Origin of the sequence: Jutongia hominis (assembly GCF_014384965.1) — a bacterium.
Classification (GTDB): Bacteria; Bacillota; Clostridia; order Lachnospirales; family Lachnospiraceae; genus Butyribacter; species Butyribacter hominis.
Map to the genome: position 1 here is coordinate 69,136 of NZ_JACRSW010000001.1, position 12,776 is coordinate 81,911.

Here is a 12,776-nt window from a genome sequence, read left to right on the forward strand (position 1 = left end):
ATTATTTGCTGTTTTCCGTTTGTCTCAATCTTTCTGTGTCTTATTCTGATAGTGGATTGTTTCTTCCTGCAAAACAGGGTAAACCACTACTTTCTTTCCATCCAGATCTTCTTCATGCATATCAACTGCGTTGATCTGGTGGTTAAAGTAAGTTGTATAATAATAAATTCCTTTTGATGCATTACAGCAGGAAGTATAGATCGTATATTCATATGCTCCTTCCTTGACTTCACAGCATCCTTTTGACTGCTCTACCGTGCCCATAATATGAAAGAACTGCCCTACGCTGTCCTCTTCCTTTTGTGTTGCGATCGCATTCAACTTTGTAAAAGCAGCCCGAACAAAACGGGAAGCAGACGAAAGATCACCCGGCAGCCCCAATGCACCCATACCGCGACTGTAAGTCTGAAGTTTTAACCGTTCACTAAACAGGTTCTTAGGCTGCTTGGGTGACAGGTGCATATAATTGTTTAACTGAAACATCTGCTGTGGAAATGGCGGGTTATTTGTCAATACTCCGACCGGATTGTCATATACAAACAGACCTTCTTCGACAGCTTCTACCGTGATCGTTTCTTTCTCATCCGCAATCAGCCAATGCAATGGAGATACCGGAAACGATTCATGAAATGCAAGATTGGTCACATTGATCTTTTCTAACAGTTCACGCACTTCTTTTACGGTACTGCACTGTCCTAATATCCATGGGATCAATTCAAACGATGCAATATTATCTTTTCCTTCTTTTTCTTTTCCATAACAGGCGTTTCCGACAAAGTTTAACCCGGCCATACCAAGCCCTTTTTCATTGACCGCCTCATAATACAACGGATAGCCGCCTGCCACATGTGCCATCCCGATCAAGGCATAATGCTCGTTACACTTCGCACCATTGCGAAAAGCAAACGGATACTGACGTGGCGTGATCACGATCTCTTCTCCATAAGAGCTTTCATAATCTAATGTACGTCCAAAATAAAAATCCTTTGTTTTATATGCTAATGCTGTACACATATTCTACCTCTTTTCTTTCTTGATATATTTCGTACCCAGCGAACAAATTTTCTGCGTAGCAGTATAGGAAATTCTGTAGAAAACAAACTTTCCTGTACTGCAAATTCATACTATTATAAATATACTTCTCCTGTATATTCCTGTAATTTTTGCCGCAAACCATCATATTTTTTGCATAAAAGCGATACATCCTGCTGTGTATACGATGCTGCCGCTTCATTTGCCTGCCTTAGTTCGTTTGCATCCTGATAAATGTCAGCCAGCTTAAAAAAAAGCTCGCCACTTTGACGGATTCCAAACAGATCGCCCGGTCCGCGCAGTTTTAAATCTTCTCTTGCGACATAAAAACCATCATTGGATCCTTCAATGATCCGCAAACGCTCCATGGTTTCTTTCGATGCATTTCCTGCCATAAAGATACAATATGACTGCGCACTGCCTCTTCCTACACGACCTCTGAGCTGATGAAGCTGTGCAAGTCCGAAACGTTCCGCATTCTCTATCATCATGACTGTGGCATTCGGTACATTGATTCCTACTTCAATAACGGTCGTTGAAACCAAAATATCAATCTGATGCGCTGCGAAAGATGCCATAATCTCATTCTTTTGTGCCGGCTTTAACTTTCCATGCAAATATTCGATCCGTATCGATGGCGGCATCATATCTTTTAAGGAATTGGTATAATCTAAGACATTTTCTGCTTCTGTATTCTCACTTTCTTCAACCATCGGGCAGATGATGTAGACCTGATGACCTTCTCTGACTTCTTTTTCCATAAATCGGTATGCCTGCGGGCGGTAATTTGTACCAACGGCACAATTTTTGATTGGCAGGCGGTTTGCCGGTAACACGTCGATCACGGAAACATCAAGATCACCGTATAATATGATCGCAAGTGTTCTTGGTATCGGTGTTGCACTCATGACCAGCATATGAGGATCTTTTCCTTTCTCAGAGAAAAGCTCCCTTTGCCTTACTCCAAAACGGTGCTGTTCATCGGTTACGATCAAAGCCAGATTGGCATATTCTACCTTCTCCTGTATCAAAGCATGCGTTCCTACCAGAATATCTACTTCTTGATCGGCTGTCTTCTGATACATTTTCCTCTTTTGCACTGCTGTCATCGAACCGGTCAAAAGCCCGATCCGAATGCCAAGCGGTTCTAAATATGCACAGAATTCTTCATAATGCTGCTTTGCCAGAACCTCTGTCGGAACCATGATCGCCCCCTGATGACCGCTTTTGGCAATTGCAGCAAGTGCAAGCATTGCAATCACAGTCTTACCGGATCCTACATCACCCTGGATCAGACGATTCATGACTTTTCCGCTTTGCATATCCTTCTTGATCTCTTCCCATGCTTTTTTCTGGCCGCTTGTCAGTTCATAAGGAAGTATCTCTAATAATGCATTATCATATACATCTCCATCGACCGGATACGAAGACGGTTTGCTATGCTTTAATTCTTTCATTCGATGAAGGGCTAAAGAAAACAAGAAGAACTCTTCAAATACCAGACGTTTTCTTGCTATGATATATTCCTTTTTACTGTCCGGAAAATGAATCGTCTGTATTGCTTTTTTATGCAGGATCAATTCGTATTTTTTTCGAATCTCTGCCGGTAAAAACTCCGATTCCCATTCAACTCCTTTTAAAGCTGCTGTGACGGCTTTTGTCACGGCATGATTCGTCAGACCGGCTGTCAAAGGATAGACCGGCATCATTTTTCCGAGCTGTCTGCTATACTCTTCTCTTGTCAGGATCTTTGGCTGTGTCATTTGCAACATGCCGTTTTTCAATACGATCCTGCCTCTTAAAATATAATGCATTCCCATTTTTAAGGAACGCATCAAAAATGGCATATTAAACCAGCTTACACGGATCTGAGCCGTAGTATCTTTGATCTGGCAGGAAAGGATCTTTAAGTTTCGGACATTTGCCATATGAGGCTTTGTCACAAAGCTGCCCTCAATGATAACGACTTCGCCTTCCTTTACTGATTGGATTGGCTGTATGGGTGTAAAAATATCATATTCTCTCGGGAAAAAGTTAAGAAGCTCTCCCACCGTCGATATTCCCAACTTGTAAAAGAGCTTCTCACTTTTTTCGCCAATTCCTTTGATGGTACGAATACTATCTGTTGGCTTCATTTATTTCCTCCATCCCTCCTGTAAGGAGTTCTGTTTCTGTCTGTTTCTGTATAGACAAGAGCTAAAAGATATTCCTTTTGTAACAGACATTTTCTAAAACCTGTCATCCCCTGCTCTATTCTACAGAGATGAAATACGAATAGATTGGCTGTCCGCCATATTGTACTTCTACTTCCACATCTTCATGTGCTGCGATGATCTCATCTGCTAATTTGTCTGCATCTTCCTGTGTCGTATCAGCACCAAAGTATAGGCTGATCAACTCGGAATCTTCATCCATCATCGATTCGATCAATTCTCTTGCAGCACCTTCTACAGTCTCACTGACTGACACGATCGTCTTATCGGTAAGTCCCATGAAGTTGCCCTGCTTGATCTCTTTACCATCCATAACGGTATCACGGACTGCATAAGTCACCTGACCGGAACGGATCTGTAACATTTCTGATTCCATGTTGGCTTTGTTCTCTTCATTAGACTGACCACCCATATAATTGATCATAGCTGCAATTCCCTGCGGGATATTCTTAGACTCGATTACAATGATCTCTTTGTCTTCTGTCAGATCACGTGCCTGATTAGCAGCAAGAATGATATTCCCATTGTTCGGAAGAATAAAGACCGTATCTGCATTGACTTTTGCAATCGCATCAAGCATATCTTCGGTACTTGGATTCATCGTCTGTCCACCTTCAATGATATGGTCTACACCAAGATCCTTAAAGATCTCACTTAAACCTTCTCCTGCTGAAACAGCAATAAAACCAACTTCTTTATGAGGCATTTCTTCTTCCTGCTTTGCCTGCTTCTCGGCATCACGGATCACTTTTTCCTGATGTTCTTCACGCATGTTGTCAATCTTCATGCTGGTAAGAGAACCATATGTCAAAGCCTTCTGAATAGCTAAACCGGGATCGTTTGTATGCACATGTACTTTGACAATATCATCATCTGCAACGACGACGACACAGTCACCGATCTTTTGTAAATATTCTTTTAATTGTGCTTCTACAACATTTTCATTACGCTCTAACATAATGATAAATTCTGTGCAATATCCGAATTTGATATCAGCTTCGCCTGCTGTACTTGCTTTTACAACCGTGGAATTGTTTCCGACTTTGATCGTAAAATCAGCAGTCCGACCATTCAATGCATCGATCGCACCACGTAAGAAAGTCATCAATCCCTCTCCGCCGGAATCAACAACACCTGCCTGCTTTAATACCGGCAATAACTCCGGTGTATTCAAAAGAGCTTCTTCCATACTCTGTGATACTTCATCGCAAAATGTCAGAAGATCCGTCATCTCACCATCCACAAGAATCTCCTGTGCTTTTGCAGCACCGGCACTTGCAACTGTTAAGATTGTTCCTTCTTTTGGTTTCATAACCGCTTTGTAAGCTGTCTCAGCCGCATGATTTACTGCATTTCCCATAATGGTAATGTCTAATTCATCATTGCCTTTGATCGATTTGACAAAACCTCGAAAGATCTGAGAAAGGATAACACCGGAGTTTCCTCTTGCACCACGTAAAGAACCGCTAGAGATTGCTTTTCCAAGTTCATCCATCGTCGGATTTTTCAACATACTGACTTCTTTTGCTGCTGACATGATCGTCATTGTCATATTTGTTCCCGTATCTCCATCCGGTACAGGAAACACATTTAATTCATTGATGTATTCTTTCTTCGCTTCGAGGGCTTTTGCACCTGCCAGAAACATTTTTTGAACCATCCCTGCATCAATTTTATTAATACTCACTTCTGCTCCTCCTCGCAATTAGGAAACTTGTTACTAATCTTCATCCACAATACGGACACCATCTACGATCACGTTAATCTTCTCGACTTTGAGTCCCGTGAATTCTTCTATTTTATATCTGACGCTTTCTAATACATTCTGTGCGACTGCACGAATGCTGACACCATATGCTACAATGACATGAAGCTCAATGCTGACACCATCCTCACTGACCACTACATTCACACCACGTCCGGCACTTTCTTTTTTCAAAAGCTTTGTTACGCCATCCTTCATATTTACCGCAGCCATTCCTACGATGCCGATGCAATCTGTAGTGGCTGTACCGGCATATTTTGCCAGAACATCACGATCAATGACAATTTCTCCCATATCGGTATTCATTTTGCCCTTCATATGCCTTCCTCCTTTTTATTCTAAATTTGTATCAATATTTTTACAAAAACACATATACTATAGTATAACTTATCATAAGATGCAAAGCAACCTTTTCCTTCTCAAATCCACTATTTACATTCCTTTGTCACAAACCGTTGTCCGAAACAGAAATGAGGATCTTATGAAACGAATGCTTGGCTTTATTATTTTTTGGATTGCCATTGGCATGACAATCATGTTTTTTATGACCAACAATCTGCTTGCAATGATCATTATTATAACCTGTCTGATCTTAGGTTATAATCTTTTTTGCTGTTGATTCTGCCATGATCTGATACATCAAAAAATTCAAAGACAGACTTTGCACGCCACTATGACTACGATATGAGTATTTTTTCTATACAGCAAAAAAGGAACCGGATAAATCCGATTCCCCTTTTATCATTACCAGATAAGCGCTTACGCACGCTCTACTGCTCCAGAACGTAAACATCCTGTACATACTGGCATTTTCTTAGCTCCACCATTCACTAAAACCTTAACTTTCTTAATGTTTGGTTTCCACATTTTGTTACTTCTTCTATGTGAATGACTCACATTGTTACCAAAGTGAACACTCTTTCCACATACTGCACATTTTGCCATCGTAAGCACCTCCTTCATTATATTTCCAACCTGATTTTATCTAAGAATTTGAATCAGTTTCATTAGCACAACATGAACATTCTACCAAAAATCAACAAGAAATGCAAGAAGAAATTTATTTTTTTGCGAATTATTTTTATGATTCTTTTGGGTCTTCCTCTTTCGTGACTTCTTTTTTGTCTTTGCCGTCAGAAAACTTATTCACCAAATCCGGAACCAGATCCAATACTTTCGTCAAACCATCCTGATTCTTTACATTGACAAGCTTTGTCTGTCCATCCTTAATCACAAGGATCGCACTTGGCTGGATTCTTCCACCCATGCCGCCTGCACCATTATCTTTCTTGTTTGTTTCTGAAAATGCACCTGCTCCCAGTCCAAAACTAACATCTACCAAAGGAAGGATGATCGTTCCATCATCAAACTTTACTGCATCCCCCACAACGGTCTTACTGGTAATAAACCCCTCCATTCCTTTAAACAGAGATTCTACCGTTCCTTTAAAATTATTTTCACCCATTTAAAATGCCTCCTTCCATCGGCTGGTATCTTTTCTAAATTGTTTCCATTCTTTACTCATAAAGATATTGATCAAAATGACAAGTACCGTAAAAACAGAAATATGTCCTTTCATTCTGATCCATCCTTCTAACCTTGTCTGTTCAAAATCGGGTATGATCGTAACGGACGATCCATAACATACATAAAATATAGCAAGTACGGCTAATATCTCACCTGTTGTATCAGGCTGTCCCGTTCCAAAGCATACCTTTGCTTCAAATTTCTTTGGCTTACATTTTCTCCATAAATGTAACACATTATCCTTTAGGATGCAAACAAACGCCTGCGTATTGTCATCTTGCCACAATACTTTTAACCATTCAGCCTGCCGGATGCGTTTTCGTATCAGTGTGATTACATTTTTTATCGTTTGAATCCACTTTTTTATTCTTTCTATCAACGAAATCTTTCTTTTCTTTTTTTTGCCGGTTTCTTCTGACTCTTTTTGCTCAGACGTTTCTGATTCTTTGGAAATCTTCTGATCTGTCCGATCAGAAATCTGAGCAATAGTAAGATCCTCTTTTGATTCTGTCTGTCTTTGTATTTCCCCTGAACGCTCTTTTTCCTGTAAAGATTCTTTGGGCTGCTTTATTTTTTTCGCTTTTTTTTCCTGACGTTTTCTTTTCTTCGCCTTTTGGGCTGCTTTTTTATCTGTTCTCTTTTTTAATAGTGCAATAATATCAATCCCCAGTATCCGTAATGAAATATTCCATTCTTCTTCATATCGTATCTGCGCATGCACCAAATGTAACAGCCAGCTTGCTTTTCCTTGTAAAACCTTTTCTTCTCCATAATTTCCATAGAAACAATAACGTACCGGAACCCACAGGATACAGCCTGCTAACACAAGCACAAAGAGAAATAAAAAAAGAAGAAAGAGCAGAATTTTGACGATCACAGATCCTAAGACGGATAGAATTGTTCCCATTTTGCTCCTCCTCTCCCTTATTATGTACTCTCGGTATCTTTTTAAAACGAATCCATTCGGCTGGATTTTTTCATTCTGAAGATTCCGAAAATACGTTATTTATGATTCATTGTTACCCAAATTAAAAAAATCCTTCACACAGGCTGCATTAAACGTACCATATTTTGCAATGATATCGGTAGCCATCTTTTGCAAAATTTCTTCTACACCCTCCTGATCGGCTGCCAGTCCGACGATATGTATCTTACGTTTTCTATAATATTGAAACCAGAATTCTCTTGAAGAATAAATATCAAGGCAATTCTGCTCATTGATCGGAAGAGTGATGCAATAGCATTTCTTTACAAGTTTTCGTCTTTCCAGACGACGACGAAACTTTTTAGGCTCTTCTTTTACTTTTTCGTCCATATAAAGAGCCGGATTCCATATAAACATCCTCTCCCCCCTTATATTCTGATTGCAAAACCTGCTGTTATCATTCATCAATAACATCTGATAAGATCTGCTTTACGGCATATTTTTCTGCTTCATCACTACATTGTTCCAAAGAATTTGTCACATAGTCGGCAACTTCCTGTGAACTTTGGAAGAATACGGGCATTTTTTCCAACGTATTCGCCATGATCGCACGACGCAGCATGCGGCTCTTTCCTTTAAACGCTTCTTTACATTCTAAGATCAAAGCTGCTGTTTCGTTTTCAATCCTTTCTTCTGTTACCTTTTCTTCATCTAATGCTTCGTTTAAATCCGCAAAGGTACTGTTCGAATTCAATAAAAACATTTTTTTCAACGTCCTGAAGTCATCTGTTAATCCAAGACGTTCAATATCTTCTTTCCTGCTTTCGATCAGCTCTTCTAAAACAGCTCCTGCTGTGTTGGTACTTTCGTAATAGTTTTCCTGCTTTCCTTCTACGGCAGGAAGTTTTTCACCAAGCCAGCTTAATTTATCTTCGGATGTCTGAAGAATATTTCCCTCTTCTACCATGTCCCATACGCTGCTGTCATCACTATTACAAAACAGTGCATTGATACCTCGGATCACGAGATCTGTTTCTTCTATTGCTGTTTCATTTTTGGTATATTTGTGTGCTGCACAGATCATATACATTTCATTGATCAAAGAACCTAACTCCATATACAGATCCGATATATCGTTTAACTTAGACGCATTAACACGAAGCTTCTCTGCATAGATACGATAGGTTGCTTCATCCATATTATCATAATCTAACTGCTCAAACTCTTCTAAGACCGGAACAAATTCCGTGAAACATTCGTTCATATGTTCGTTCCGGTATAACATTGCATTTGTACGGAACATATAAAGAAATCCGTCTAAAGAACTCTTATCCGCATCTTTATACAAAGAAAGGCTTTCTTTGATCAGATCAAAATATCTGCTTCTTGTCATCCGCATCGGAAGCTGACCGACCGCAAAACGGATATTATCACTGATCACGGCATTATCCCTGCTTCCAAAAATAAATTGCAACAGATCCTGTGCAAAGACACCGTCCGAAGGCATTGTTTCCATATCATCAAAACGATACTGGATACGATTCAGTACATATTCATAGACAACAAAACGATCGACATATGCTGTCAGCACATCCATTCTGTCAATGACTTCACGACGCAGGTCTAATAAATCCTGTGCCATTTTTTCTACCTCTGACATTGCCGGTTCTTTTTCAAAATATTGTTCAACGATTCCATGCAATGCATCCGCTGTCTCTTTGGCAGATTCCACATAAGGATTGAGTCCCTCTGAGATCATTTCATAGAACATATAATATTCCATCATCATTCTGATCCTGCTAAGGCTGTCCTGCGCAATCATATACTGTTTTGCATATTCCGGCAAAAGAACATCAATCTCTTCGCCTCTTTCGAGTTCCCGTACACATTTTCTGATCTTACTGCTCATTTGTTTGATTCCTTTCCTATCTTATAGGCTCTTTATTCTGTATATCTGTATACTATTTTTTACCATGTCTGGATCAATACCCAGCTGTCAAACCATTTCAGGTATTTCTGAACATATGACGGATCGACCGCTTTTCCGGAAATAACCGGATAGAACATGATAAATAACACTACCACCAACGCCGCATACACATACATGGCTTTCTTCCATTTTGGTTTCTCATCTACAATCTTTTTCATGCTGTAACCAATCATTAACGTAACAAACGGTACACTTGGGAAGTAATGGTAAATAAATACTACTCTTCCGATGAAAATCCATGGCAGATACTGAGAAAGATATCCAAATGTCAGATAGATCGCATTACGGTCTCTCTTTTTATAGATCAGATATAAGATGAATAAAAATGCCGGAATACCCATCCACCAGATCAATGGATTACCAAATGCACTGATTCCTTCACGCAGATGAGAATTGATCTCTCCTGAGAAATACCAGATCGGACGTTTCATGATCGGCCACTCATACCATTTAGAAGAATATGGATGTGTCGCATTCAATGTGCTGTGATAATTAAACATACTCGTCTGATTATCTAACATTCTGCGGATCAGGCCATGACCTGTTCCATCAGAGAACGGAATGTATGATAAAGTATAGATTGCTGCAGGAATGGCAACAAAGAATCCACAGCAAAATGCGATCGTTTTCCAAAACTTCTTATAAAAGGTATCAATGATATCTTTGTGCAAAATACCTTCTGTCGTACCATTCGGATTCTTTGACGCATACAGATATTCGCTGAATCTCTTGCCCATAACGATAAAGAAAATCAGGCAAAGACCGATTGAAGAATATATTCCGGTCCATTTGCATGCCCAGCTAAATCCCATTGCGATACCACATAAACCAAGAGGAATAAATGTCTTTTTCAGACTGGTATCGTAAAAACTCTTTCTGGTATAACAGAACATAAAGAAGTACGAAAGCATGATAAACAATGTAACAAAAACATCGATCGTAGCAATTCTTGTCTGCGCAAAATGCATAAAATCAAAAGCAAACATCAATGTTGTAATTCCACTGATCCATGTTTCCTTAAACATTTTCTTTGCAAAGATATAAATGATCGGAACCATTAACACACCAAATAAGGTTCCCATAAAGCGCCATCCGAACGGATTCATGCCAAAAATGCTGACACCGAGTGCAATAAAGATCTTGCCAAGTGGCGGATGCGTATTTTCATAACAATACAGATGATGGACCATTTCATATGCGGTACGTGCATGATAGACTTCATCAAAATACGTACCATTACTCCAGCTCTGTCTTCCTTCAAACATATCCTGCTCATCAAACAAAGCATGATAGTCTTTTTCATTTACCGGCATCAAAAGATTGCCATCGGCATCCTGAAATACCAATTCCAGTAAACTGTCATTAGAAGTTTCTGAATTTGGCGTGAGCTTTAAATAACGCGTTACGATCTGCCTGTCTGTACTGTTCCAGCAAAAAACAGAACCGGCATCCCATGCGTTGCTGTCAGAATAGATTTCCTGCCAGTTCGTTCCATCGGTTGATATCGAAACAATGTATTTCGGATTGTTCTGGTAACCAAGGAAATCCCACGTCTTCCTGATATCAACGCTTTTTCCGAAGTCAAGAACGATCTCACCGTCCTGAACAACCGAATAACCGGTTGTCGGGGCATGCATATTTCCAAGGTTCATAAAAGCAACAACCGCATAGATCACAGTGATTACCGCCATAACGATCAGGTCAGTTTTGACAATCTTTCCTAAAGTTTCCGTTCTTTGGATCCTGCTCTTAGACTGCGAATCGTCCTGCCTATTACTATAAGGCATACCGGCTTTGGATCGTGCTGTCTGTGTTTCTGTCTGCTGCATCTTTTCATCTGCTGCCGGTTCATATTGGATATAATACTTATAAGACAGATAGACCATATAACATAAGAATGCAACAAAACATGCACCGACAATAATAGGGAATGGTGCCATGTTATCAAAATTTGTATTATCAAAGAAGAACAATACATGCGTTACATTCAGATATGTAAGTGCTGCACCGATCACATAGGCGATATACAATTTCTTTCTGGGTCTTACTGCATAAACTAACAGCAAAAGTGCTACAGCCGGATACACATATCTCTCATGCATACGGACAGATAACGTAAAGACCGCCGTTACGATCAATGCCCCCTCAAAGTAATATTTAGACTTGTTCTCTTTTGACTTAAAGTTCAATATCGTTGTAAAGATCACTGTTGCAATAATGAAGAGCGTTCCCCACATCTTATAAGAAATTCCAAGTGAGGTTGCTGTCTGATCTGCCCAGTTCTTTCCAAACATCGTCCAGATATTATATGCATTGACAGAAGCATATGGATAAGATCCCATCGTCTCTGTATATTGCTTTAATGCATCCTGAAAACCAAACGGCATCATCAAAAGACCGATCATAAGGATCGCAACAATACCGGCTCCAAGCTGGATAAAGAAATTTTTCCGGAAATCATTTTTTGAAAGATTCTTATGACCTTCTAAAATAACCTGATCAATGATTCCATAGATCAGCACCGGTGTAAAGATCAAACTCTGCGGCTTGATCAAAATACCGATCGCAAAGACAAAATATGCCGGGATCAGTTTCTTTTCCGTTACCAGATAACACATCAATACAATAAATAATGTAAAGACACTGTCTACCTGTGCCCAGATGGCACTGTCTACAAAGATCACAGGTGTAAATAAAAAAATTCCTGCTAAAAGAGCAGCTCCGGTCTCTTTCATTCTCTTTGATGCGATCTTATAGACAAGATAACCGATCGCCATATCAGAAAGAATTGCCGGTAACTTCGTTAAAACAATGCTTAACGTAGATGTCTGCACAATATGAAATACCGAACGGATTCCACCGATCACAAAGAGGATATACATATATCCGGGTGGATAATCCGTAAAAGCATCTAAAGAATAAAACTTACCAATGCCGTTTTCAAAAATCATATCTGCCCATGCCAGAAAACAGTTGACATCTACTTCGTATCCTTTGTATGCGATCGCTCCGATCAGGCGTGCAAGCAAAGCAACTACAAATATAGCAATAAAAATAGAAAAACCTATCTTTTTTTCCTGCTGCTTCGACATTCCTGTTCCCGATAAGGACGAAGAAGGATTCTTTTTATAATGATACTTCTTTCCCTTTTTTGATGCTCCGGTATTTTCTACACGCACATATCTGTTACAATATGGATATAACAGATACATTGCGATGACAGATACCAGCGCAATACCTAACATGATTACCATAACACTCCTCCATAAATTTACTGATCATTACTTTTTCATCTATCTATAAGATCATGCTGTTTTCCATTCA

Annotated in this window: 11 protein-coding genes; 1 reads left to right on the forward strand and 10 read right to left on the reverse strand. The window is 39.6% G+C overall.

The annotated features are described in order from the left end of the window. Positions 1-24 precede the first annotated feature (24 nt). The 4 genes from bsh to H8700_RS00365 all read right to left on the reverse strand — a co-directional run bounded on the left by bsh (position 25) and on the right by H8700_RS00365 (position 5,328). On the reverse strand, positions 25-1,014 hold the full coding sequence (gene bsh, locus H8700_RS00350; protein WP_249302128.1) for a choloylglycine hydrolase: 990 nt from the start codon (positions 1,012-1,014) through the stop codon (positions 25-27). Between the two features lie 113 nt (positions 1,015-1,127). Continuing rightward, complete coding sequence (gene recG, locus H8700_RS00355) at positions 1,128-3,167, reverse strand: ATP-dependent DNA helicase RecG (RefSeq protein WP_249302129.1); 2,040 nt, start codon at positions 3,165-3,167, stop codon at positions 1,128-1,130. A gap of 115 nt (positions 3,168-3,282) precedes the next feature. Beyond that, positions 3,283-4,932, reverse strand: a complete 1,650-nt coding sequence (locus H8700_RS00360) for a DAK2 domain-containing protein (RefSeq protein ID WP_022142297.1) — start codon at positions 4,930-4,932, stop codon at positions 3,283-3,285. 33 nt (positions 4,933-4,965) lie between these two features. Then, on the reverse strand, positions 4,966-5,328 hold the full coding sequence (locus H8700_RS00365) for an Asp23/Gls24 family envelope stress response protein (protein WP_249302131.1): 363 nt from the start codon (positions 5,326-5,328) through the stop codon (positions 4,966-4,968). A gap of 163 nt (positions 5,329-5,491) precedes the next feature. On the opposite strand from H8700_RS00365, the gene H8700_RS00370 reads away from it, so the two are divergent. After that, positions 5,492-5,629 (forward strand): hypothetical protein, encoded by a 138-nt coding sequence (locus tag H8700_RS00370; RefSeq protein WP_022142299.1) that lies wholly within the window; start codon positions 5,492-5,494, stop codon positions 5,627-5,629. Between the two features lie 140 nt (positions 5,630-5,769). On the opposite strand, the gene rpmB is transcribed toward H8700_RS00370, so the two are convergent. From rpmB to H8700_RS00400, 6 genes are all read right to left on the reverse strand, one after another. Next, complete coding sequence (rpmB, locus tag H8700_RS00375) at positions 5,770-5,955, reverse strand: 50S ribosomal protein L28 (RefSeq protein WP_178413192.1); 186 nt, start codon at positions 5,953-5,955, stop codon at positions 5,770-5,772. Between the two features lie 136 nt (positions 5,956-6,091). Beyond that, positions 6,092-6,475: a GerW family sporulation protein gene (locus H8700_RS00380; protein WP_249302133.1), complete on the reverse strand. Its 384-nt coding sequence runs from the start codon at positions 6,473-6,475 to the stop codon at positions 6,092-6,094. Next, on the reverse strand, positions 6,476-7,444 hold the full coding sequence (locus H8700_RS00385; protein ID WP_249302134.1) for a hypothetical protein: 969 nt from the start codon (positions 7,442-7,444) through the stop codon (positions 6,476-6,478). It lies immediately after the preceding gene. A gap of 99 nt (positions 7,445-7,543) precedes the next feature. Beyond that, a complete protein-coding gene (locus tag H8700_RS00390) occupies positions 7,544-7,879 on the reverse strand; it encodes a hypothetical protein (protein ID WP_249302136.1) in 336 nt (111 codons plus the stop codon). A 40-nt stretch (positions 7,880-7,919) separates the two neighbouring features. Continuing rightward, entirely contained in the window at positions 7,920-9,371 is a 1,452-nt protein-coding gene (locus H8700_RS00395) for a hypothetical protein (RefSeq protein ID WP_249302138.1), read from the reverse strand. Between the two features lie 59 nt (positions 9,372-9,430). Continuing rightward, a complete protein-coding gene (locus H8700_RS00400; RefSeq protein WP_249302140.1) occupies positions 9,431-12,706 on the reverse strand; it encodes a glycosyltransferase family 39 protein in 3,276 nt (1,091 codons plus the stop codon). Positions 12,707-12,776 lie beyond the last annotated feature (70 nt).

Excerpts from the sequence above, each read along its gene's own strand:
- bsh (WP_249302128.1), bottom strand. The coding sequence starts at position 1,014 with ATGTGTACAGCATTAGCATATAAAACAAAGGATTTTTATTTTGGACGT.
- H8700_RS00400 (WP_249302140.1), bottom strand. The coding sequence starts at position 12,706 with ATGGTAATCATGTTAGGTATTGCGCTGGTATCTGTCATCGCAATGTAT.
- recG (WP_249302129.1), bottom strand. The coding sequence starts at position 3,167 with ATGAAGCCAACAGATAGTATTCGTACCATCAAAGGAATTGGCGAAAAA.
- H8700_RS00390 (WP_249302136.1), bottom strand. The coding sequence starts at position 7,879 with ATGTTTATATGGAATCCGGCTCTTTATATGGACGAAAAAGTAAAAGAA.
- H8700_RS00370 (WP_022142299.1), top strand. The coding sequence starts at position 5,492 with ATGAAACGAATGCTTGGCTTTATTATTTTTTGGATTGCCATTGGCATG.
- H8700_RS00380 (WP_249302133.1), bottom strand. The coding sequence starts at position 6,475 with ATGGGTGAAAATAATTTTAAAGGAACGGTAGAATCTCTGTTTAAAGGA.
- H8700_RS00365 (WP_249302131.1), bottom strand. The coding sequence starts at position 5,328 with ATGAAGGGCAAAATGAATACCGATATGGGAGAAATTGTCATTGATCGT.
- H8700_RS00395 (WP_249302138.1), bottom strand. The coding sequence starts at position 9,371 with ATGAGCAGTAAGATCAGAAAATGTGTACGGGAACTCGAAAGAGGCGAA.
- rpmB (WP_178413192.1), bottom strand. The coding sequence starts at position 5,955 with ATGGCAAAATGTGCAGTATGTGGAAAGAGTGTTCACTTTGGTAACAAT.
- H8700_RS00385 (WP_249302134.1), bottom strand. The coding sequence starts at position 7,444 with ATGGGAACAATTCTATCCGTCTTAGGATCTGTGATCGTCAAAATTCTG.